A 21,566-nucleotide genomic window follows, 5' to 3' on the forward strand; every position below is an offset into this window, starting at 1 on the left:
CTACTTCAAGGTGTCCAGGTGCTCTTTGATCATTGGCGCGGTCAGTGGTTGGGTCACCAGCGGAACTAAACTGCCATCCTCGCGGCCACGCATCACCTGGTGAGCAAACTCCTCGGGATTACTGACATCAAAACGAGTCAGATCCTCCGGTGCAAACTCCCACCACTCCGAGGCTTGCAGTGCGTGCACGATCCCGGGGGCAAAACGTTCACGCAATACACGAGCTGGCACCCCGCCGACCACGGTATACGGGTCAACATCTTTGGTCACCACCGAATTTGAGGCGATGACTGCACCGTCGCCGATCTTCACTCCATGACCCAGCGACACCTTTTCGCCGATCCACACGTCGTTGCCGATGACGATTTGGCCCTGGTCATAGTCAAAATTGGTCGATTCAAGGCTGACGCCACGATCTTGAGAATAGGCTTGGGCCATCACGCGCTGGTTGTAAAAGACCGGACTGGTTGAGGCCCACTCCAGAGGGTGTCGGGCACCCATCACGCTCATACCCTTGGCGATCGAGGTGTAACGACCAACGCTCACCGACTTATGCAGCTTTGAAATCGTGTAGGAAAACGCACCCATCCGTGGCAAGGCGGTGCCTGCGGTGCCATAAAACGTCGTGTAAGGGTGTAGCTCTAGGTCTGCCTCAAAAGTAACCTGCGTGTTCGCAGCGTATGAGTCCCCGGACTTTTCCATCGTGTCCACGCCTTGGCCTGCGAGCAGGATTCGGTGGTGGCCGAGCAGTGGCTGCAGGTCAGACATCGCAATTTTCATAGCTTCAACTCTAGTTCGTGTTTCTGGGCGAGCGATAAGTGCGAGGCCGATGCGCGCTGGAAGCCTACTTCTCTGGTTTAAAGGACAGATTATTGTGGCTGGTGAAGTACGGTAGCACCCGCGAATTTTCAACACCCAAGCGCTTCATCAACATGCTGGAACCTACCCGCATACGCAAAAACACGTCGGTGGGCTTCTCTTGGGTGCGCGCTTCCTTTACCCCGGCGACGTCGATGGTGAACACGGCCTGTTGCTCATCAAATTCGCTGGCTGCATAGACCTTTACCTCAGCCTCATTGTCGCGCTGCACGATGACCAATTCAAAACCGGTGTCACGCGGCAATTTTGCCTTGTGCGCCACGCTGATTTTCAGGGCACCGCGCTCCAAGAACTCCACCGATTTTAGCCGTGCGGAAAATTCTGGAACTTCTTGCCGGGCACCGAGCTGCTTGATCTTGGACGCGATGGACATGGTTTCCTCCCAGAGCGAGACCAGGTCCCGCGAAGCATACTCTTGAGCAAATTTTCGAGCGTTGGCCGAAAGCTGCGCCGCCAATTGTGGATCGGTCATTAACTGTTCAGCGCGATCAGCCATCCGGGTAATGTCACCGGCCGGAACCAAGAAGCCGTTGACCGAATCTTGGATGCTATCGGCCGGGCCAAAGTTGATGTCGAAGGATATCGGCACACAGCCCTGGGCCTGAGCTTCAAGCAACACCAAAGCCTGCCCCTCATTGCTAGAGGTAAACAACTGCGCTGTGCAGGTGGCAAAGAAGGTTGGCAACTTATCGGAGAAGCCGTGGAAAATCACCGCATCTTCAACGCCGAGCTTGGCGCACAGCTGCTCAAGTTTTTCCCGTTGGGATCCCTGGCCGACCACATGCAAGACCGGAGCATGTCCGCGGCGCACCAATTCGGCCACCACTTTAATGGCTGCCGCCACGTTTTTATTGGTGGTCAGCGATCCGGCGGCGATCAATTGCGTTGGCTTTCGTTCCGGTGCATCCTGGCCCTTGGCTACCGGGGTGACCGCGCTGGATTTGAGCGGATTGGGGATCACAAACGTAGTATCGGCATCACCAAAACGGCGGTTATAAATGGCGCGTTGCCCCTCGGTGAGGAACACAAAACCGTCCCACAATTTTCGTTGGGCGATCACCGGGGAATGTGGATCGGACAGCTTACCGGTGAGCAGGCTTTCGCCCTTGGTCACGTGCACACTGTGGAAGGCGTACAACTTAGGCACGATCTTGGTTTCCCAGCTCCCGAGCATCGAGGCGGTGTACTTGCTGTCCACCACCACCAAGGTATTGTCGCGATCGGCCAACTGGCTTAACCAATGCCGGTACAAGGAGGCTGCGCTCGGGAAACGCGCGGTGATATTACCGGCACGATCAAGCACCTCGACGATGCGACGGTTTTTCCCGGCAGTATCGGTAAATCGGGTATCAAGTAGGAAGGTGCTGCCGTCCTTGCGCAAAAAACGTAACTGCGTGGTGGCCTCGTCCGGCCCGGCCGAACTGCTCTGGCTAAAGGCAAGCTGTGGCTCATCGCCGTAGTACACCGTATGTTGCAGTTCAAAATCCTGATGTTCCGGCTGCGCCTTGCGCTCCGGAATCCTATCCTGCGCGGCGATATCGTGTTGTGCCAAGAACGAGTAGATGTTCAGCACCTGCACCTTGGGATCCAACTTACCGCGCGCCACCAGATCCTCAACGGTCTGCGGCAGCTTCGGGTCGCGATTAAAAGTGACGATAAACGAGCGGCCATAACGTTGCGCAAAAAGTCCAGCGCGTTGGGTGCACACCGTAGTCATGCCACCAAATTCGCGTTCGAGCTTCCACGTCACCATGTAGGCGTCAAGTTCTTCGCTGCGTTCTTCGCTGCGCAAAGCCACGGGGGTATTCCTTCGGTCGATCTCAAAAACGTCGAACGCAACCGGCCGACATCTAAGCGCCAGCGCATCCAACTTTTACTCTACAGTCGCCTAGCTCATTGTGCGCAGTGGATCAGCAACCTGGCACGAGTCGAACAGCGCCTATACAGCATCACACTTACCCACAGCCGGTATTTTTTGTGCCCGATCCTCCCGCCGCCGCACCATGATGTCCCCATGAGCATTCATCAGTTGGCCGCCACCCTGGCAGCACTGCGCATCAGCCTCACCGGAAATTTCCCCCGTGGCGCCACCGCACTACTGCTGGAAATCATGGCCGCCTGCTGCACGCTCTTGCTCCGCCTTTCCCACACGCTGCGCACCAGCACCGACCCGCGCATCGCCGCCGCCCACGCCCAACTGATTGAAACCCTGCACCGCTACACCCTGCGAGAACAGCTGCACAGCATCATCGCGCTAGAATCCACCGGCGCACACCTGATCACCGATGAGGACCTGGCCGCCGTCCGCACCGGCACCACCGACTTTTCCACCCCCGCCCATCAGCATTCAGGCCGCGCGCACTACCTGAACACCGCCGACTTCGCCGCCAAATTTCTGGACCTCAACGCCCACGAGGCGATGCGCCGGGTGAACGACGCACACCTACTAATCGCCCGCCGCGCCATCGACGGCAGCACCATGCCTCCGCGCCTGACCAAATTAGCCGACCTCTACACTTCTTCGGCCGATCTTGACCCCCGTATGGTGGCCCGCGCTGCCCGCGCGCTGGACTCCTTCGAGCCAACCGACACTTGTTTTGAAGGGCTACCCCTCGCGCCCACCGCCCTCCACTCCGACGGCCAGCTACTTGAAGATCACGCAGTGCAGCTTCTGGCTGAACCCGAACGCAACACCCGCGAAAGCCTACTGAACAACTTCATCTCCGCCGAACGCAAAGCGCGCAAAAAAACCACAGCTCCCGAATGCGGACTGTTTTTACAGAGCCAGGTGGGGGACCGCGACATCTGGAAGCTAGTTGTCGCCGGCGATCAGCGCGAGGAAATGCGCTCCCACGCCGCCCAGAGTGATAACCCGCGCACCGATGCCGGCAAATCTGCCCGCGCTGACCAGTCCGGCTCACCTGATGAAACGCAGGCGTCAAAAGATCAAGACCACCCGGCAGACGATGGACCCCTGAACAGCGATGCACCCTTGAACAGCGATGCCCTCTTTAACAGCAACGACCCGATGCCACCGTGGGCCCAAGACCCCACCCCCGAAACGCAGCCCTTGTTAAAGGAGGGAGAACAAAACGCAGGTTTTGTTAATCCCAGCGCGCAGGTTCCCGGCGACGGTAATATCTCGGTCGCTCAACGACGCCTGAACGCCCTGCTCGCGGCCATGAAAAATTCGAATCCGAGCAACACCGCCAAAACCGTCACCCCAAAGATCGCCATCCACATCAAGCTCGACGCATTGGCGGATCTAAAAAATCTGGACAAGCTCACCTCCGTCACCGAACACGGACTAAAACTCGGGCCGGCAGATACGGGCCAACTAATCTGCCAAGGCGACATCTATCGGGTAATTTTTGGCCCCAATTCTCAACCGCTCGACGTAGGTCGATCTCAACGCTTCTTCACCGAGGCGATGAAGCGCGCCATTTATGCTCGCGATAAAGGCTGCATCGTTCCGGGCTGCACCGCGCCGGTGGAAATGCTCGAATACCACCACAACAATTGGTGGGAAAACGGCGGCTGCACCTCGAGCGCCAATGGCAGTTGCCTGTGCCGCGCCCATCACCATGCGATCCATGCCGGATTGTTAACGCTGAGCACCATCGGGGGACTGGCGTACATCACGCTGCCCAAACATCTTGATCCGCTCCAGATCCCGGCCCGAAACCGGATCCACACGGTGTCCTGACCCAAGCCCTGAGCTAAACTAGTGCTACCGGCTAACTGCGTGAGTGATCAACCTCATGGCATCAGCGCCACGCGCGACCAAAATAGAGTTGGCCAGCATGCTCGCTCTCTGGCATAATTGCAGGGTACTCGATTTGATTCGGCCCCTCTCTCCGCTTCGAATCCTGTCCCTTTTAGAGTCCGATCAGTAAGGCCTGCCCCACAGGTGCTAAAAATTGGGCTCGACCATGTTGAGAAACAGGAGTGACCACTACAGTGGCCGTTAAAATTCGTCTGAAGCGCTTCGGTAAGATGCGCGCACCTTTCTACCGCGTTGTTGTCATGGACTCCCGCGCTAAGCGCGATGGCCGTGCCATCGAGGAGATCGGTAAGTACCACCCAACCGAGAACCCATCGATCATCGAGATCGATTCTGAGCGTGCTCAGTACTGGCTGTCCGTTGGCGCTCAGCCATCGGAGCAGGTTCACAAGTTGCTGAACATCACCGGTGACTGGCAGAAGTTCAAGGGCATCGATGGCCAGGAAGGCACCTACAAGGTTGCCGAGCCTAAGCCAGCATTCGTTGCACCTGACAAGGGTTCAGTGATCCTCCCAGAGGCAATCACCAAGAAGGCTGAAAAGCCAGCTGCTGAAGAGGCAGAGGCCGAAGCTACCGAGGCTGAGTAACAGTGCTCGTTGATGCGCTCGACCATATGGTTCGCGGAATCGTTGAGGACCCGGAAGACGTCAAGGTTGCCTTGAAGTCCACCCGCCGCGGCGATCTGCTCGAAGTACGGGTCAACCCTGAAGATCTCGGTCGTGTGATCGGACGTCAGGGACGCACCGCACGAGCACTGCGTACCGTCATGGCAGCGCTGGCCAAGGAATCGGTTCGTGTTGATGTTATCGACACCGACCGTCGCCGCGGCTAAGCAACTGCAGCTCAACTTCTAGTTGGCTTCATTTCGAAAGGAGTTTCCGTCCTACAAGTGACGGGAACTCCTTTCGTGTTTCACCCAGATATTGCACCCCACCTCCCGGCGTATCCCCGGATCACCACGCAGAAAGAGCAGCAGACTATGCGATTGCAGGTTGCCCGTATTGGTAAGCCCCACGGTATCCGTGGCGAAGTCACCGCCCAGGTCCAGACCGACAACCCCGAAGAGCGATTCACCCCTGGGGTGGAGATCATCGTGGTCGATGGCCCGGTCAAAACCCTCACGGTGAAAAACGCGCGCTGGAACAAGACCATTTTGCTGCTCTCCTTCCAGGAGATCTCCGACCGCAACCAGGCTGAAACCCTGCGCGGCGCACGACTGGAAATTGAAGTCTCCGACGTGCCAGAGGATGACTCCGACGAGTGGTACGAGCACGAGCTGCTGGACCTGAAGGTCATGCTCGATGGCCAGCAGGTTGGCGTGATCACCGGACTACGCACCAACCCTGCCCAAGACCTTTTGGTCTTTGAGGACAACGACGGACAGGAAATCTACCTGCCCTTCGTCGACGAGTTTGTCCCGGATGTCGATCCGGAAGCCGGCATCGTCGTCATCACCCCACCAGCGGGCCTGCTCACCCTCAATAGCGACGAAGCGGACGACGAAGCGCAGCTCGACAACGAGAACTCCAGCGATCAGGAAGAGCGCTAAGCCATGCGTCTTGATGTCATCTCGATCTTCCCGGAGTACCTGCAGCCGCTTTCACTGTCGCTGATCGGCCGCGCCGCCCAAGACGGAATTCTGGACCTGAATCTCACCAACCTGCGTGACTTCACCGAGGATAAGCACCGCAAGGTGGACGACACTCCCTACGGTGGTGGCGCTGGCATGGTCATGATGCCCGAGCCATGGGGCAAGGCCCTTGATTCGGTACGCTCTGCTAACGCGCAAGGCCCCAAGCCAACGCTGATTGTTCCTTCGCCTGCCGGCGCGGTCTTCAACCAGCAGATGGCCTACGATCTGGCCGAAGAAGAGCACCTGGTCTTCGCCTGCGGCCGTTATGAAGGCATCGACGAACGTGTCATCGACTACGCGCACGAGAATTTTAACGTCATCCCGGTTTCCATCGGCGACTACGTGCTTAATGGGGGAGAAGTAGCGGTCATGGTGATGGTTGAGGCCATCGCCCGCCTGATCCCGGGCGTGATCGGCAACCCTGAGTCGCTGGTCGAAGAATCCCACTCCGATGTGCTGCTGGAATACCCGGTCTACACCAAGCCGTCCTCATGGCGTGGCCGCGAGGTCCCCGAGGTTCTGCTCGGTGGCAATCACCAGCGTGTGGGTCGATTCCGTCGCGACGAACAGATTAAGCGCACCGCCGCCCGTCGCCCGGACTTGATCGAGCAGCTCGACGTGCAATCGCTGAACCGTCGCGACCGTGATGCCCTCTGGCACAACGGCTTTGCCGTAGTTGAAGGGACGATCACCCCTAAGTCGCAGCTGGAGTGGGCCACCGGTGCCGGCGCCGAAACCAGCCCGGCAACCGCACCAGATCCGGAATCGGCCAGCTAAGAGGTCAACATCACGACGGCTTAATTTCTGGCAGACTCGCGTCCGCTAGTTAGATACGGCATAATTGTTTCTTGGTGTGTTTTTGTCCGGCTCCTGCCGCAGGGGGACGACTGGATATGAAAGAACCACCGCACCGATTGCTAGAGCCAATCGGTGGTATACGTTCCGGGGAGTTCGCAAAGCCGATGGCTAGCGAAGAGCCCCGCTACGAGGATTCGGTGACCTGCGGCATTGATCCTAGGAGATGCAACATGCATTTACTTGACTCTGTTGATTCAGCTTCGCTGCGTTCAGGCATTCCAGCTTTCGGTGCCGGCGATACCTTGAAGGTACACGTCAACATCATCGAAGGTAAGAACTCGCGTGTCCAGGTATTCCAGGGCTACGTTGTAGGTCGTCACGGCGACGGCATTCGCGAAACCTTCACCGTTCGCAAGGTATCCTTCGGTACCGGTGTTGAGCGTACCTTCCCAGTTCACTCCCCAATCATCGACAAGATTGAGGTTGTAACCAAGGGCGACGTACGTCGTGCCAAGCTGTACTACATGCGCGATCGTCACGGTAAGGCTGCTCGCATCCGCGAGAAGCGTGACTTCAACGCAAAGAAGTAATCTGCGTTCTTCGATGAACCAGACTGCCCGCTCCGAGCGAGCAACTTTGAAGCGCCGGGCCTTTTCATGGGTCTGGCGCTTCGCTGTACTCGCCATCATTCTCGGCCTGCTCTCTACCATTATCTTCCGCGCGAGCGTGATTGACCTGTTTCATATCGACTCCAGCTCGATGCAGTCCACGCTGAACCCTGGCCAAAGCATCGCCGTTGACCGCCGAGCCTACAAAGACACCGATCCGCAGCGCGGGGACGTGATCGTTTTTGACGGCCGCGGCTCATTCCTGCCCTATGCCAAGGCGAGTTTCGCCGACGATCTGCTCGGCGCACTGAGCCTGACGGGCACCGGCAGCAAGTACGTCAAGCGCGTCATTGGTATTGGTGGCGATACTATCGAGTGCAAGGGCACACCCTGCCAGCTCACCGTCAACGGTCAGCCCCTAGAAGAGCCCTACGTTTTTGACGGCGATGCACCAAGCGAGCAATCATTCTCGGTGAAGGTTCCTGAGGGCCGGCTCTGGGTGATGGGCGATCACCGCTCCGCCTCCAAAGACTCGCGCTCCCTGCTTGGTGCCAGCGGTGGTGGCATGATCAGCGTTGAGCGTGTAACCGGCAAAGCAACCAACATCGTGTGGCCGCTGGACCAGAAATCGCAGATCCAATAAATGGCCCGTGCGCAACTGCCACAACGGCTGCAAAGTAGCGTCAGATGACGAAATCCTCGACATCTGACGCTATTTTTTCGTTTCTCGTGTATTTTTTCGCAAGTTCCCAGACTCGACCGGGAATCTGTGTGTTTAGTATGGAATTTCTGCGACAGTACACAGGTTTCAATAAGCTGACTAGGCGCTAGAAAGAGTACTCCAATCTTAAACCAATTGAGTAACGGTGCGAGATGTGACCTAATCGAAAATCGACAGCGTGCACTGACTAGGCGGTTTGCGTGTTTATGTTTATATTTTCGTTGGATTCCTTACTTGAAACCATGCATTGCACCCGCTATTGTTTCATTTTGGTAACAACACCTGTGCTGAGGTGTGCCCGGAGGTATGGGCCGCGCTAGCACTCGCACCAAAAATGTGGGAGAAGCATTAATGCCAAATCCAAATAAAAAGACTGCGCAACGAGGTCTCGTTGCTGCAGCCGCTACCGCTTTGGTAGTTGGCAGTAGCTTCATGCCAGCCGTTGCGGCCCCGGAGGCGACTAGCTCGCCGTCGGCCCCTTCGAGCAGCTCAGCAACCCCTAGCGCGACGCCTAGCCAAAGTGCAGTGGACACGACCGGACTGCCTGAAGCTATCGAACGCGACCTAGGCAAAACCGTCGAGGAATACGTCGAAGAATCGAAGACCAGCGAAACCGCCGCAGCCCTTGCAAAGCAGCTGAAGGCCAAGGGTATCGAGTCCCGCACGTCCGTCAAGGACGGCAAGGCAAAGGTTGAGGTCAGTAAGAAGGACGCGACCGAGGCCAAGAAAATTGTCGAGGTTTCCCCTGCGGCTGTGTCTCTTGAAATCAACAAGAACAACCTGTCAACCGTTGAAGGCGTTTACGAGGAAATCGTTGACAACGTCGATAACTCGCAGCTAAGCCGACTGACCGCGATCGTCAATACGACCGTCAAGGGCAAGAACGTCGTGAAGATCATTGCTTCGGGTCCTGGCTCCATTGAGGGAACCAAGCGTAAGGCTCTCACCAAGAAGAAGGCCGCTGCCGGCGAGCTTTCCTTGGAAGAATTTGCCGAACATGCAGCCGCTTCTGACGTAGTCTTCGCGCCATCTAAGAAAGATGGCAGTGGAGCTGCGAAGCAGGGCGCTACCGAAGATATTTACGGTGGTATGGGCTACGCCATCGGTCAGGGCGGACAGGAACCAGGCGCTCGTTGCTCGATCGGTTTCAACGCATGGGACTCGACTGGTAAGGACGCAATCCTCAGCGCAGGTCACTGTACTGAAGATGGCTCCATGACCGACACCTATGTAATTGAAGCAGAAGCTCCAAACCAGTTCCTCGGATACTTTGCGGAACTTGGTAATTTTGGTTTCGCTCAGTTTGGTGGACCCGGCAACTCGGGTTACCCAACGGATGCAACCTGGGATGACGTAGACACTGAAAACCCAGGCACTGATATCTCGGTTATCGAGGGTATCAACGCAGATCTGAACCTGAAGCCAGCTGTTTCGCAGTGGCCAGCAGGTGGAGACGAGCGCGATAAGGTCATCAACATTACCGGTGCCGCTTCCGGTGCCGTTGGCGCCAACGCTTGTTCCTCGGGTTCAACTACCGGTTGGGGCTGTTCGGAAATTACCGGCGAAGGCATCTTCTTCGTGCAGGGCAAAGACGGAACCTTGCGTGACGTTTGGGGCTACACCGCAAAGAACCCAGGCCAGCGTGTTTTGGACCAGGGTGACTCGGGTGGAGCCGTGCTGATTGGCACTAAGGCTATCGGCATCAACTCTGCCAATGGTGCCGGAACCGACGGTGTGGAAAACACCAGTGATGACATCGCTATGTACACCGGGCTGACTGATGCACTGAACCGCATTAGTGGAGTCAAGGGTTACACCGTCAAGAAATTCATCAACGCACCAACCCTGACCACCAAGAATGGTTCAGAAGTTGACGCTGGAGATTCGATTTCCGGCAACGTAGAGGGTGCAGGCTCCGGTACCAAGGTTGACGTTATCGTCGACGGCAAGGTTGTGGAGACCGTAGCCGTTGATGGCAATGGCAACTTCAAGTTCACCGCACCGGAGAAGGCTGGCGCTTACGCCTTCACTTTGCAGGCACGCAATGGGTTCGACAAGTCGGCAACCACCAAGGGCAGCGTAGTAGTTGTTGTAGCTCCAACGCCTACTCCAACCCCAACGCCTACCCCGACTCCAACCCCAACTCCTACCGAGGAGCCTTCCGAGACTCCAACTGAGGAGCCTTCCGAGACTCCAACTGAGGAGCCTTCCGAGACTCCAACTGAGGAGCCTTCCGAGACTCCTACTGAGGAACCATCGGAAACTCCAACTGAGGAGCCTTCCGAGACCCCTACCGAGGAGCCTTCCGAGACTCCAACTGAGGAGCCTTCCGAGACTCCTACTGAGGAACCATCGGAAACTCCAACTGAGGAGCCTTCCGAGACTCCTACTGAGGAACCATCGGAAACTCCAACTGAGGAGCCTTCCGAGACTCCTACTGAGGAACCATCGGAAACTCCAACTGAGGAGCCTTCCGAGACTCCAACTGAGGAGCCTTCCGAGACTCCAACTGAAGAGTCGAGCGAAGCTCCACAGGATGAGACCATCGATGAGCCAACCAACTCGGCTACTCCAAAGGAAACTCCTAAGAACGACGATCCTTTGGCAGACACCGGTTCGGCTAGCGCTCCTTTGATCGCTGCAGGTGGCGCACTGGCTCTGGTCGGCGCAATGTTCCTGCTGTTCCGTCGCGGCAACCGTCGTCACGGCTAAGCAACACACGGTCCAGCAATGAACCGCTAAGAGGTTCTAGCAACCGCTAAAAATGTCCCGCTACTTCATCATTGGTAGCGGGACATTTTTAGTAGGCACACATGTGCTTCACCGAATGCTTTACGAAAGGCGCGTTAGCCTGAATTCTAGGTAGGCTGTGGCAACGCAAAAAATACTGAGGTGGAAATAATGAATTTCAACGCCAAAACATCCCGCACCCCATTAGCTCTGGCGTCGACGGCGCTCATGGCCAGCCTGCTGCTGTCGGGCTGTGGCCAAGAAGCGGAACCGGGCACCAAAGAGTCAGCCAGCACGCACTCAGCCCACCCTTCCGAAGAATCGAGCGAGAACACCGTGGACCAAACTGCACTATTGGACACCAACGAGAAGCTCTCGAAGGAATTGGGCGAGGACTACGTGCAGGGCTGGATCAAGGACGGCAAGCTGCACGTGTCTACCACCAATGAATCGAAGACCATCATCATTGAAGATGCTGGGGCGATCGGTCATGTAGTGAAGTTCAGCAACAAAGAGCTACGTGCGGCCATCGGCAAGATCATGAGCTGGCAATCCAAGCAGGAGACCCCGATCAGTTCCTCGATCCACGCCTACTCGCTGAACCCGGAAACCGGCGGCCTCACGCTCTCAGTGGATAGCAACCAGATCGACGCGCTTCAAACACTGATCAAGACCGAGAAGCCGATCGGCGAGATTCCGGTGGACTTAGAACCTAGCGGCGGCATCGGCTCACCGGCGAGCAACTAACCACCACCAACCAACTACCACCATCCCGTCAGGGTGCGCACAGTGGCTGGTCCGAAAATTCGGGCCGGCCATTAGCGCGCCCAGCGGCGGGTAATTAGCCGGTCGCCAGGCGCATCCCAAGGATCCGCACCACACAATGACCGATTGAACAACTTGGGGCACGTAAGATGGGGGTGTTACGCGATAATGGAAGGTACAAATCGAACTGTGAGCGCCGCCCCAGCTGAAAATTCCCACGAATCGGGACCGCTATACAAAATATGGCGCTTTGTTCGCGAGATCGTCATCATCGTTGTCATCGCGTTGGTGCTCTCCTTCGCGATCAAGACCTTCTTCTTCCGCGCGTACTACATTCCTTCGGGATCCATGGAAAACACCTTGGAAATCAACGACCGAATCTTCGCCAACTTGATGGTTCCCGGTCCCTTTGAGCTGAACCGCGGCGACGTGGTCGTCTTCCGTGATGATCTGGGCTGGCTGCCACCACTAGAGCAATCGCCCACCGCCTTTGAAAACGTGCTCTCCTTTGTCGGAATCCTGCCCGCAGCCGACGAGCAGTACCTGGTCAAGCGCATCATCGGCATGCCGGGGGACACCGTCTCCTACTCGCAGAGCGACGGCAAATTGAAGATCAACGGCGAAGAAATCGACGAGCCATATGTGTACCAGGGCAACAAGCCCTCAGATATGGAATTCTCGGTCACCGTGCCACAAGACAAGATCTGGGTCATGGGCGATCACCGTGCAGCCAGCGCCGATTCACGCTTCCACACCGACATCCAGGGCGGATTTGTGGACCTAAACTCCGTGCAGGGTCGCGCGTCGATCATTTCCTGGCCAGCCTCGCGATGGGGCACCGTGGATTCCCACGATGAGGTCTTCTCCAACGTTCCCGAGCCGGCAGCCAACTAACGTGCCAGCAGCTAAAATTTCGGCCAAAAACCAGCCCACCACCCTCGATCATGAACGTGCCTTAGCCGCGACGCAGCAGGTGCGCTTCATTGGCGCGGTGGATGAGGTGGGTCGTGGGGCCTTGGCCGGTCCCATCACCGTGGGCATGACCGTGATCGACATTCAGTCGGTCAGCGAGTTCCCACAACTACGCGACTCCAAACTTTTGCGTCCCGAAACCAGGGTTGATTTGGTGCCGCAGGTTCGTCAATGGGCGGTGGCCTACGGTGTGGGGCACAGCTCGGCCCAAGAAATTGATGAACTTGGTGTCACCGCAGCCCTGCGTCTTGCCGGCACCCGCGCCGCGGCGCAGTGCTGTGTCGCACCCGAGGCGATCTTGCTTGATGGTAGTTACGACTGGTTGACCGCCCCGGAGCCGGACCTCTTTGACCTCTTGGCCGATGATCGAGAACCGGTGGGTTTACACCTGCCGGTGCGAACCATCATCAAGGGCGATATGACCTGCCAAGCGATCGCCGGGGCTTCCATTCTGGCCAAGGTTGAACGAGATGCGATCATGGTCGACCTGGCCTCAAGCTACCCGAGCTTCGGCTGGGAAATTAATAAGGGCTACGCCACGGCTGCGCATCGTGCGGCGATCGTGGATCAGGGCCCGTGCGACTACCACCGCAAAAGCTGGAACTTGACTTCAGGGGCCAACACAGCCCAAGGTGAAGCCACAACAAAGAAAGCAAAGTGATGGCTGGCGACGACCTGGAAAATTACGAGTCCGATATGGAACTACAGCTGTACCGCGAGTACAAAACCGTGGTGGGGCTCTTTAATTATGTGGTTGAAACCGAACGGCGTTTTTACCTGGCCAATCAGGTTGACGTGAAAACGCTGAGCAATGCCGGCGAGGTCTACTTCGAGCTGAACCTCATCGACGCCTGGGTCTGGGACATCTATCGGCAGGGCCGCTTTGTTAAAGCCGTGAAGGTACTGACCTTTAAGGACGTCAACGTCGAGGAACTGAACCGCGACGAACTGCAGATCCCCAAAGAGGGCATCGACTCCTAACCACTCGCTGCGCTTTATTCCCCACCGCAGTAATCCACAACCGGCCACAACACCGCACCATGGCGTGCTGATCAAGCCCAGGATGTTCCTTACAGATAGTTTGAACATCCAGGAGCGATCATGCGCACTGCTGCACAGCGCTTGGGGGCGGCCGGGGAACAAGCCGCCGCCGAGTACCTAAGCCACAACGACTATGAGATTCTCGACCGCAACTGGCGATGCTCGGCCGGTGAGCTTGACGCGGTAGCCCGGGCCGGAAACGGGCAGATCGTGGCCATCGAGGTCAAAACTCGCTCCAGCCAGCGCTTCGGCACCGGCTTTGACGCGATCAACGCGCAAAAGTATCGCCGGCTGCACAAATTACTGATCCTCTGGGCCCAAGCGCACGCAATGTTCATCGCCCAACCGCGCATCGACATCGTTGAAGTCTATCCCTCGGGCGACCAATACCTCTTTGACCTGCACCAATCGGTGCAACCATGAGTACCGCCCGAACTACCGCGGTGGCCATCCACGGGGTCAACGTGTCGTTGATCGAGGTGGAGGCCGATCTTGGCAACGGCATCCCCGGGTTCATCATCCTCGGCCTGCCTGACGCCTCACTCAACGAGGCACGCGAACGCATCAAGGCCGCAGCCCGCAATACCGGGATCCCTCTGGCTAACCGAAAACTCACGGTGAACCTCACCCCGGCCACCCTGCCCAAATATGGTTCCGGTTTTGACTTAGCGATCCTTACCGCTGCGTTGGCCGCGGATCAACAGCTAGTCACCAGCCCCAACACGCTCTACCTCGCCGAGCTGGGTCTGGATGGCACGTTGCGCCCGGTGCCCGGGGTGCTGCCGGCGGTACAACTGGCCAAAGAACATGGACTCGCCCGGGTGATTGTGGCTGAAGCCAACGCCCACGAAGCCAGGCTCGTTGCGGGCATGGAAATCTTTTCCGCCCACCACCTCGGCCAGGTTCTTGAATACTGTGGGGCACCGCGAGAACTACTGAGCACCTATCTGCACCATCCACGCGCGGATCAAGTAACTGCCGGAACACAGAACGCCATCACACCGGCGGCCAGTGAAGAGGCGGATCTGCAACTAGTCAACGGGCAGCACGAAGCCAGGCTGGCCTTAGAACTAGCGGCGGCCGGGGGACATCACCTGATCATGGTGGGGCCCGCCGGTGCCGGCAAAACGATGCTCGCCAAGTGCCTGCCAACCATCATGGCGCCCCTTGACGATCAGCAAGCCCTAGAGGCCACCGCCGTCCACTCGATCACGCACGGTGCGTTGAGCGAAATGACCCAACTGCAACGCACCCCGCCGTTTATCGCGCCGCACCACACCGCCTCGTTATCCGCGTTGATCGGCGGTGGAACCTCCCAATTGATTCCCGGCGCCATCACTCGGGCGCATCAAGGTGTGCTGTTTCTCGACGAAGCCGCCCAGTTTAATTCTGGTGTGCTCGACGCGTTGCGCCAACCCATCGAGGAGGGCTACATCAACCTTGCGCGCGCTAAAGGGCACCAACGACTGCCTGCCCGCTTCCAGCTGTTGCTCGCTTCCAACCCGTGCCCCTGTGGACGCAACTTTGGCACCGGCACCGGTTGTACCTGCACTCCGATGGCTCGCCGCCGATACTTCGCCCGTCTTTCCGGGCCGATCCTTGACCGCGTAGACCTACAAGTGCGGGTTAACCCGGTGCCCCAAGCTCAGCTACTGCAAAACGCCCCGAACGAGTCCAGTGAAAAAGTGCGCGATCGAGTGCTGGCCACCCGCGAGCGTAGCCAAGGCAGGCTGAAAACCTTTGGCGTGAGTTGCAACGCGCAAATCCCCACTCGGGTACTGCGCCAAGAATTGCGCTACCCGGCGAAAACCCAAGTGGCCCTCGAACAGCTGGCCACCCGGCGTGGTCTATCGGCCCGCGGCATCCATCGCCTACTGCGCGTGGCGTGGACCGTTGCCGATCAGCAACAGCATGACGCACCCACCCAAGACGACTTAGCCATTGCCGCGCATCTGCGCCAAAGCCTAGAAAACAGTTAGGAACCACCCGATGCAACGCAACCAGAACGTCGAACTTCTCACCACCAATACCAGCGCGCAGCGGCGGGTCATCGCCCACCTCAACCAGCTCATCGAACCCAACGACTTCACCGCCACCGCATTACTGGAGCTAATGTCGCCGTCCGAACTACTCACGCTGATTCAGCGTCAGGACTTTGTGCCTCAGGGACTCAAAGCCCAGGTAGATCAGATCCTCGGGTTTAAACCTTCCTCGAATATGGCCCAAGATCTCAAAGTTGCCCTGACTCGTTGGCGCAAGCGACTTTCCCTGAGTAACCCGCAGGCGGTCCTAGACATGGCGGCGCGCCATGGCGGCGGACTCCTACTGAACACCGATCCCGGCTGGCCTAGGCAGGTTGATGAGCTGAACCTCGGTAGACCACTGTGCCTGTGGTGGCGAGCGAACAATCCCGAGTTGCTGAGCGGCCAACAGCTGTCGCGCAACGTCGCAATTGTCGGCTCACGCGATGCCAGTGACTATGGCGACCAGGTGACTTTTGATCTGGGGCGCACCCTTGCGTTGCGCGGTTACACCGTGGTTTCGGGCGGTGCCTATGGCATCGATGCCAGCGCTCATCGCGCAGCGCTGAGTGTGGATCAATGGGAGCACCCCAACCCTGCGACCATTTCGGTGATGGCAGGAGGGATCGACCGGCTCTATCCCTCGGGAAACAGCAACCTACTCAACCAGGTGATCGCTCGTGGAGTCCTGCTTTCAGAGGTGCCTCCGGGAACCACCTCGGCTCGATTCAGGTTCCTGAACCGTAACCGTTTGATCGCGGCACTGAGTCGACTCGTGATTGTCACCGAAGCCAGGCATCGCTCCGGAGCACTGAACACGGCAAGCCATGCGGTAGAGCTCAGTCGCGATGTGGCAGCCGTCCCCGGTAGCGTTTTTGCACCAAATTCGGCTGGCTGCCATCGGCTGATTTCTGAAGGCAGCGCCCTGTTGCTCACTAGTCCGCAGGATGCCCTGCGGCTTGTTGGTGCGGAAAGTGTCGCACAACCGGTGCAGGAGCAGTTGAGCATTGAACGTCCCACGGATCGGCTGGGTAGGGATGAAGGCATGGTTTACGACTGCATGTCCTTCGCCCGCGGCCTTGTCATCGACGAGATCTCGGCTCGAAGCGGGGTCCCGCTGATTCAAACCTTGCAAGCGGTGGGCCAGCTTGAAGCACTGGGCATGGCGAGCACCGATGGTAGGACGTGGAAGTTGGTTCGTCCGGCCGCCTGAGCAGACTCGGGTAAGCTCGGTGGTGATGAAGCATGATCCTTCCACCACCGTTCCAACGGGCCTGTCTGCGAAATTTGCCGAGCCTGTGGCCGATTATTTGGAATATCTGCAACACGAACGAGGACGCAGCGAGAATACCTTGCGCGCCTACGACGTTGACCTGCGAAACTTGGGGCAGTTCCTCAAGGACCGCGCGCAAGATCCGGGCTTGAAACAGATTTCGGTTGAGATGCTGCGTGATTGGCTCGCGTTGCTCCACGAGTCGCAGATTTCGCGCACCACGTTGGCGCGGCGTATCTCTGCGGTGAAAAACTTCTTCGCTTGGGCGCTCAAACATGACCTAGTTGATACCGATCCGGCGCTGCGTTTGGCCGCTCCGAAAAAGGAACGTCGCTTACCGCATGTGCTTCAGCCAAGCCAGATCGATCGACTGCTGTCTTCCGAGCCTTCCGATCCCTCAGCGACCGCCGCGCAGGCCGAACCACCATCCGGTGATTCCGAAACAAGTGCCGAGGCGAAGCCTGATGATGCCAAAGCGAGGGCGGTCAAATCCCGGGACAAGGTGATTGCTGAATTGCTCTACGCCTCAGGGCTACGCATTAGTGAGCTTGTTGCGTTGGATGTTGCCGACATTGATTTTGAACGTCGAACCCTGAAGGTTCTCGGTAAGGGTAACAAGGAGCGGATGGTTCCTTTTGGCAAGCCAGCAGAGCGGGTCATGATTGACTGGATCAGGTCTCACCGTCGGGTTTTAGCCGTCGAACAGGCCGAGGATGCGCTCCTGGTGGGAGTCCGTGGGTCCCGGCTCAACGTGCGCCAAGCTCGTGAAGTGATAGCTACCGCCCTTCGGTCGTTGGGGGACACCTCGGCTAGTGGGCCGCACGCCCTGCGACATACTGTGGCCACACATCTATTGGACGGCGGTGCTGATTTGCGCGCAGTTCAGGAGTTCCTTGGTCACGCATCCTTGGCCACCACCCAGCTCTATACCCATGTTTCGGTGGAACGATTGCGGCAAAGTTACCGCCAAGCACACCCTCGGGCATGATTATTTGCTAGTTATCTGGGAAAAGTGACGTACCGGGTGGCGAAAAGTGCCCTTCATCGGGCAAAATAGAAGTATCGGCGGCAAAAGCACCTGTTCGATGTTGACGTAGGGGAAGACGATCAACACCGCAACGGAGGATGGCATGTCTGCACCGATGACCAGAGGCGTGATTTTTGTACATTCCGCCCCTGCAGCGCTGTGCCCACATCTGGAATGGGCAATTGGGTCTGTGCTTGGGACGCCAGTCAAGATGGACTGGACGGAACAGCAGGTAGCACCCGGTTTTTGTCGCGCCGAAATCCAGTGGGTAGGCCCTCAAGGTACCGGCGCTCTGCTCACCAGCGAAATGCATGGTTGGCAGCACCTACGCTTTGAAATCACCGAAGACCCGAGCCCCGGCGCCGATGGCAGCCGTTGGTCAGTCACCCCGGATCTGGGAATCTTCCATGCCACTATCGATGTTGCAGGCAACATCATGGTCAGCGAAGAGCGCATCCGTTGGGCCTATGAAAAGGGCGAAGGCAATCCTTCGATCTTCTACCAAGAGATGTCCGTGGCCCTAGGCGAAGCCTGGGATGAAGAACTCGAACCATTCCGCCATGCTGGGGACGAAGCTCCAGTTCGATGGCTTAACCAGGTGGTATAACAACTAGTTAATTAGTCTCTGGGTGAGTTTTCGACTGCATCCAGTTGAGCCCGGGTGGTGCGGGGTTGTTACCAAAAGAAGTAGGGCCCAATACTAAATTGGGTCCTACTTCTGGCTTTTGCGCTAAATTTGCTCGCGCTAACCCCCGCAGCTCCTACCGAACAACATCAAATACGTTTTTCTGGACCCCGTTGGGGTAAGCCTGCGAGTCAACCAGCTTCAGCTTCTGTGCGTCCAAAGATTCCTGGCTAAAGAGCCGCTTGCCTTCGCCCAAGAGCACCGGGAACACCAAAAGGTTGTACCGGTCGATCAGGTGATGCTCCTGAAGTGAACGGACCAGCGTGGCCGAACCGTGAATGCTAATCGGCCCGCCCTCACCGGCACGCAAACGTGCAACATCAGCCACCGATCGCAAGATGGTGGTCTCACCCCAGTTCTGTATAAGATCCTTGTCATCAAGCGTGGTGGAAAGTACGTACTTGGGCATAGCGTTGTACAGCGGAAATTGGTCGTCCATGCTCGGCCACACCGGAGCAAATGCCTGGTAGCTGACTCGACCGAGCAGCATGGCGGTTGCCTCGCCCTGTTCGGTACCCTTGAGCTCGTAGGCGGCCGGATCGAACTCAACACTATTCATGCTCCAGCCCGTATTGCGGTAGTCAGCTTCACCGCCAGGGGCTTCAACAACACCGTCGAGGGAAATGAATGAAGTGGCGATCAGCTGACGCATAACGGTTGCTCCTTGGCTGGTAGTCAGTGTCGAGACGCGCAAAATGACCTGCAGGTTAGTTGCGCGGTCGCGAACGAAGAGAAATCAGGGTTAGACAAAGGTTAGCACCTGAAATATCGGGGTGAGCCGGGACAAGAGAGCAAAAAATGGGCTGGCTCCGGAAATAAATTCCTGGAGCCAGCCCAAATGTGTTTAGCCGGAGAGAATTACTAGACGCTACGGATTGCTACAACGGCGTTGTGGCCACCGAACCCGAAGGAGTTGTTCAGTGCGACGATGGTGCCCTCGGCCCGAAGAGCCTGAGGAGCGCCGGTCACAACCTTCAGCGGGATCGCTGGATCCTGGTTGTCCAAGTTGATCGTCACCGGGGTGGTGCGGTGGTACACGGCCAGTGCGCAGAGCACGGACTCCACTGCACCGGAAGCACCGAGCAGGTGACCCATCTGGGACTTGGTTGCCGAAACCCAAACGTTTTCGAGCTGATCGCCCAATGCATTCTTCAAGGCGGTGTACTCTGGAGCGTCGCCCACCGGAGTGGAGGTGGCGTGTGCGTTTACGTGCACCACGTCCTCTGGCTGAATGCGGCCGTCGTACATCGCTGCCTTCAGCGCACGAGTTGCACCGGAACCCTCTGGATCCGGTGCGGTGATGTGGTGCGCGTCCGAGGTGACCGAGGAACCGGCAAGCTCGGCGTAGATGCGTGCGCCACGAGCCAGAGCGTGCTCTTCGGATTCGAGCACCAGTGCGCCGGCGCCTTCACCCATCACAAAGCCGTCACGGTCCACGTCGTACGGACGCGAAGCCTTGGTTGGATCGTCGTTGCGGCGCGAAAGTGCGTGCATGGAGGCAAAAGCAGCCATTGGCATTGGGTGGATGGCAGCTTCAGCGCCACCAACCATTACAACATCAGCCTTGCCGGAGCGGATCAGTTCCAGGCCAACGTGCATAGCCTCGGTACCCGAAGCGCAAGCCGACACGGGGGTGTGAGCTCCACCAGCGGCGCCCAGATCCAGCGAGACCGCTGCGGCTGGGCCGTTAGGCATCAGCATTGGTACGGTCATCGGCAGCACACGACGCGGGCCCTTTTCGCGCAGGGTGTCCCAAGCGTTGAGCAAGGTCCAGACGCCGCCGATGCCGGTAGCAAATGCCACGGCCAGCTTGTTCTGATCGATCTCTTCCTTGTTCAGGCCAGAGTCGGCCCATGCTTCACGCGAGGCGATGACAGCGAACTGGGTCGAAGGGTCCATGCGCTTGGTTTCGGGGCGGCTGAGGACCTCGGCTGGCTGTACGGAAGCACGCGCTGCGAAGGTGACCGGCAGGTCGTATTCCTTCACCCAATCATCCTCTAGGGTTGCGGCGCCGGAGACGCCCTTCAAAGCATTCTCCCAGAGGGTGGGGACGTCCCCGCCGATTGGGGTGGTGGCTCCGAGACCGGTGATCACTACTTTGCGCGCCATCATCAAACTCTCTACTGTGCGATTAAGAAATTTAGGGGGCCGGCTTTACGTACCGGCCGATGTGCACGGCGTACCCATGCAACGGTGGTGGCGATAAACGCCGAAGGCTTAGGCCTGTGCGCCGGCGATGAAGCTAACTGCGTCGCCTACGGTCTTCAGGTTCTTAACTTCTTCGTCCGGAATCTTAACGTCGAACTTCTCTTCGGCCTCTACGACGATGGTCATCATCGAGATCGAGTCGATGTCCAGGTCCTCGGTGAAGGACTTGTCCAGCTGCACGTCTGCTTCGTCCAGGCCGGTCTCGGAGTTGACGATTTCGGCGAGGCCCGCCAGGATTTCTTCGTTGCTAGCCATGGATGGCTCCTTTTCTTCAGTGACCGGAGGACTCCGGTGTTCGTAGTGGCCGATCCGCTCCTGTTACCAGGATGCTTCACGAGCCGGTTTGCTAAAACCGCGGTGCTTCAAATGCTCCGCAGTTTCATCGCTTTAAAGCTTAGGTCAGAGATGAGCCTGCCTGCCG

At 57.8% G+C, this 21,566-nt stretch carries 22 protein-coding genes; 17 read left to right on the forward strand and 5 right to left on the reverse strand.

What is annotated here, in order from left to right:
- Both ACT3RW_RS07195 and ACT3RW_RS07200 read right to left on the reverse strand, forming a co-directional pair.
- Window positions 1–768, reverse strand: coding sequence for a CatB-related O-acetyltransferase (locus ACT3RW_RS07195; protein ID WP_444613299.1), 768 nt, complete (start codon window positions 766–768; stop codon window positions 1–3).
- A 76-nt stretch (window positions 769–844) separates the two neighbouring features.
- Complete coding sequence (locus tag ACT3RW_RS07200; RefSeq protein ID WP_444613300.1) at window positions 845–2,677, reverse strand: glycosyltransferase; 1,833 nt, start codon at window positions 2,675–2,677, stop codon at window positions 845–847.
- Between the two features lie 216 nt (window positions 2,678–2,893).
- On the opposite strand from ACT3RW_RS07200, the gene ACT3RW_RS07205 reads away from it, so the two are divergent.
- The 17 genes from ACT3RW_RS07205 to ACT3RW_RS07285 all read left to right on the forward strand — a co-directional run bounded on the left by ACT3RW_RS07205 (window position 2,894) and on the right by ACT3RW_RS07285 (window position 18,859).
- Window positions 2,894–4,585 carry an HNH endonuclease signature motif containing protein gene (locus ACT3RW_RS07205; RefSeq protein WP_444613301.1) on the forward strand — a complete coding sequence of 564 codons (1,692 nt, stop codon included), beginning with the start codon at window positions 2,894–2,896 and terminating at the stop codon, window positions 4,583–4,585.
- 254 nt (window positions 4,586–4,839) lie between these two features.
- The gene (rpsP, locus tag ACT3RW_RS07210; RefSeq protein WP_131088078.1) at window positions 4,840–5,250 is read left to right on the forward strand and encodes a 30S ribosomal protein S16; all 411 of its coding nucleotides are present in this window, start codon (window positions 4,840–4,842) and stop codon (window positions 5,248–5,250) included.
- Window positions 5,251–5,252: 2 nt separating this feature from the next.
- A complete protein-coding gene (locus ACT3RW_RS07215) occupies window positions 5,253–5,495 on the forward strand; it encodes an RNA-binding protein (RefSeq protein WP_444613302.1) in 243 nt (80 codons plus the stop codon).
- A 147-nt stretch (window positions 5,496–5,642) separates the two neighbouring features.
- On the forward strand, window positions 5,643–6,212 hold the full coding sequence (rimM, locus tag ACT3RW_RS07220) for a ribosome maturation factor RimM (protein WP_444613303.1): 570 nt from the start codon (window positions 5,643–5,645) through the stop codon (window positions 6,210–6,212).
- 3 nt (window positions 6,213–6,215) lie between these two features.
- The gene (trmD, locus tag ACT3RW_RS07225) at window positions 6,216–7,073 is read left to right on the forward strand and encodes a tRNA (guanosine(37)-N1)-methyltransferase TrmD (RefSeq protein ID WP_444613304.1); all 858 of its coding nucleotides are present in this window, start codon (window positions 6,216–6,218) and stop codon (window positions 7,071–7,073) included.
- A gap of 251 nt (window positions 7,074–7,324) precedes the next feature.
- Entirely contained in the window at window positions 7,325–7,684 is a 360-nt protein-coding gene (rplS, locus tag ACT3RW_RS07230) for a 50S ribosomal protein L19 (protein ID WP_444613305.1), read from the forward strand.
- A complete protein-coding gene (lepB, locus tag ACT3RW_RS07235; RefSeq protein ID WP_444613306.1) occupies window positions 7,662–8,345 on the forward strand; it encodes a signal peptidase I in 684 nt (227 codons plus the stop codon). Before rplS ends, lepB (ACT3RW_RS07235) begins: the two co-directional genes overlap by 23 nt.
- A gap of 429 nt (window positions 8,346–8,774) precedes the next feature.
- Complete coding sequence (locus tag ACT3RW_RS07240) at window positions 8,775–11,135, forward strand: S1 family peptidase (RefSeq protein ID WP_444613307.1); 2,361 nt, start codon at window positions 8,775–8,777, stop codon at window positions 11,133–11,135.
- 189 nt (window positions 11,136–11,324) lie between these two features.
- Entirely contained in the window at window positions 11,325–11,900 is a 576-nt protein-coding gene (locus ACT3RW_RS07245) for a hypothetical protein (protein ID WP_262197851.1), read from the forward strand.
- Window positions 11,901–12,107: 207 nt separating this feature from the next.
- Window positions 12,108–12,812 carry a signal peptidase I gene (lepB, locus tag ACT3RW_RS07250; RefSeq protein WP_444613308.1) on the forward strand — a complete coding sequence of 235 codons (705 nt, stop codon included), beginning with the start codon at window positions 12,108–12,110 and terminating at the stop codon, window positions 12,810–12,812.
- Window positions 12,772–13,551 carry a ribonuclease HII gene (locus ACT3RW_RS07255; protein ID WP_444613309.1) on the forward strand — a complete coding sequence of 260 codons (780 nt, stop codon included), beginning with the start codon at window positions 12,772–12,774 and terminating at the stop codon, window positions 13,549–13,551. The genes lepB (ACT3RW_RS07250) and ACT3RW_RS07255 overlap by 41 nt, the downstream gene beginning before the upstream one ends.
- Window positions 13,551–13,871: a DUF2469 domain-containing protein gene (locus ACT3RW_RS07260; RefSeq protein WP_131088087.1), complete on the forward strand. Its 321-nt coding sequence runs from the start codon at window positions 13,551–13,553 to the stop codon at window positions 13,869–13,871. The genes ACT3RW_RS07255 and ACT3RW_RS07260 overlap by 1 nt, the downstream gene beginning before the upstream one ends.
- A 120-nt stretch (window positions 13,872–13,991) precedes the next feature.
- Window positions 13,992–14,354 carry a YraN family protein gene (locus tag ACT3RW_RS07265; RefSeq protein WP_444613310.1) on the forward strand — a complete coding sequence of 121 codons (363 nt, stop codon included), beginning with the start codon at window positions 13,992–13,994 and terminating at the stop codon, window positions 14,352–14,354.
- Window positions 14,351–15,910 (forward strand): YifB family Mg chelatase-like AAA ATPase, encoded by a 1,560-nt coding sequence (locus ACT3RW_RS07270; protein WP_444613311.1) that lies wholly within the window; start codon window positions 14,351–14,353, stop codon window positions 15,908–15,910. The genes ACT3RW_RS07265 and ACT3RW_RS07270 overlap by 4 nt, the downstream gene beginning before the upstream one ends.
- A gap of 10 nt (window positions 15,911–15,920) precedes the next feature.
- A complete protein-coding gene (gene dprA, locus ACT3RW_RS07275) occupies window positions 15,921–17,165 on the forward strand; it encodes a DNA-processing protein DprA (protein WP_444613312.1) in 1,245 nt (414 codons plus the stop codon).
- A 19-nt stretch (window positions 17,166–17,184) separates the two neighbouring features.
- Window positions 17,185–18,213 (forward strand): tyrosine recombinase XerC, encoded by a 1,029-nt coding sequence (locus ACT3RW_RS07280; RefSeq protein ID WP_444614626.1) that lies wholly within the window; start codon window positions 17,185–17,187, stop codon window positions 18,211–18,213.
- Between the two features lie 142 nt (window positions 18,214–18,355).
- Window positions 18,356–18,859, forward strand: coding sequence for a DUF3145 domain-containing protein (locus tag ACT3RW_RS07285; RefSeq protein WP_131088091.1), 504 nt, complete (start codon window positions 18,356–18,358; stop codon window positions 18,857–18,859).
- Between the two features lie 154 nt (window positions 18,860–19,013).
- On the opposite strand, the gene ACT3RW_RS07290 is transcribed toward ACT3RW_RS07285, so the two are convergent.
- From ACT3RW_RS07290 to ACT3RW_RS07300, 3 genes are all read right to left on the reverse strand, one after another.
- Complete coding sequence (locus ACT3RW_RS07290) at window positions 19,014–19,589, reverse strand: dihydrofolate reductase family protein (protein WP_444613313.1); 576 nt, start codon at window positions 19,587–19,589, stop codon at window positions 19,014–19,016.
- Window positions 19,590–19,798: 209 nt separating this feature from the next.
- Window positions 19,799–21,046, reverse strand: a complete 1,248-nt coding sequence (gene fabF / locus ACT3RW_RS07295) for a beta-ketoacyl-ACP synthase II (protein ID WP_131088093.1) — start codon at window positions 21,044–21,046, stop codon at window positions 19,799–19,801.
- A gap of 108 nt (window positions 21,047–21,154) precedes the next feature.
- On the reverse strand, window positions 21,155–21,400 hold the full coding sequence (locus tag ACT3RW_RS07300; protein WP_131088094.1) for an acyl carrier protein: 246 nt from the start codon (window positions 21,398–21,400) through the stop codon (window positions 21,155–21,157).
- Window positions 21,401–21,566: the final 166 nt, after the last annotated feature.

The sequence above is a fragment of the Glutamicibacter sp. AOP5-A2-18 genome (assembly GCF_052446055.1).
In the GTDB taxonomy this organism is placed as follows: Bacteria; Actinomycetota; Actinomycetes; order Actinomycetales; family Micrococcaceae; genus Glutamicibacter.

Bases quoted from the DNA above. Each gene is read 5' to 3' on its own strand.
- fabF (WP_131088093.1), bottom strand. From the start codon at position 21,046: ATGGCGCGCAAAGTAGTGATCACCGGTCTCGGAGCCACCACCCCAATC.
- ACT3RW_RS07265 (WP_444613310.1), top strand. From the start codon at position 13,992: ATGCGCACTGCTGCACAGCGCTTGGGGGCGGCCGGGGAACAAGCCGCC.
- ACT3RW_RS07300 (WP_131088094.1), bottom strand. From the start codon at position 21,400: ATGGCTAGCAACGAAGAAATCCTGGCGGGCCTCGCCGAAATCGTCAAC.
- trmD (WP_444613304.1), top strand. From the start codon at position 6,216: ATGCGTCTTGATGTCATCTCGATCTTCCCGGAGTACCTGCAGCCGCTT.
- ACT3RW_RS07270 (WP_444613311.1), top strand. From the start codon at position 14,351: ATGAGTACCGCCCGAACTACCGCGGTGGCCATCCACGGGGTCAACGTG.
- ACT3RW_RS07255 (WP_444613309.1), top strand. From the start codon at position 12,772: ATGAGGTCTTCTCCAACGTTCCCGAGCCGGCAGCCAACTAACGTGCCA.
- rplS (WP_444613305.1), top strand. From the start codon at position 7,325: ATGCATTTACTTGACTCTGTTGATTCAGCTTCGCTGCGTTCAGGCATT.
- ACT3RW_RS07290 (WP_444613313.1), bottom strand. From the start codon at position 19,589: ATGCGTCAGCTGATCGCCACTTCATTCATTTCCCTCGACGGTGTTGTT.
- ACT3RW_RS07205 (WP_444613301.1), top strand. From the start codon at position 2,894: ATGAGCATTCATCAGTTGGCCGCCACCCTGGCAGCACTGCGCATCAGC.
- ACT3RW_RS07260 (WP_131088087.1), top strand. From the start codon at position 13,551: ATGGCTGGCGACGACCTGGAAAATTACGAGTCCGATATGGAACTACAG.
- ACT3RW_RS07245 (WP_262197851.1), top strand. From the start codon at position 11,325: ATGAATTTCAACGCCAAAACATCCCGCACCCCATTAGCTCTGGCGTCG.
- ACT3RW_RS07285 (WP_131088091.1), top strand. From the start codon at position 18,356: ATGTCTGCACCGATGACCAGAGGCGTGATTTTTGTACATTCCGCCCCT.
- dprA (WP_444613312.1), top strand. From the start codon at position 15,921: ATGCAACGCAACCAGAACGTCGAACTTCTCACCACCAATACCAGCGCG.
- ACT3RW_RS07240 (WP_444613307.1), top strand. From the start codon at position 8,775: ATGCCAAATCCAAATAAAAAGACTGCGCAACGAGGTCTCGTTGCTGCA.
- rimM (WP_444613303.1), top strand. From the start codon at position 5,643: ATGCGATTGCAGGTTGCCCGTATTGGTAAGCCCCACGGTATCCGTGGC.
- ACT3RW_RS07195 (WP_444613299.1), bottom strand. From the start codon at position 768: ATGTCTGACCTGCAGCCACTGCTCGGCCACCACCGAATCCTGCTCGCA.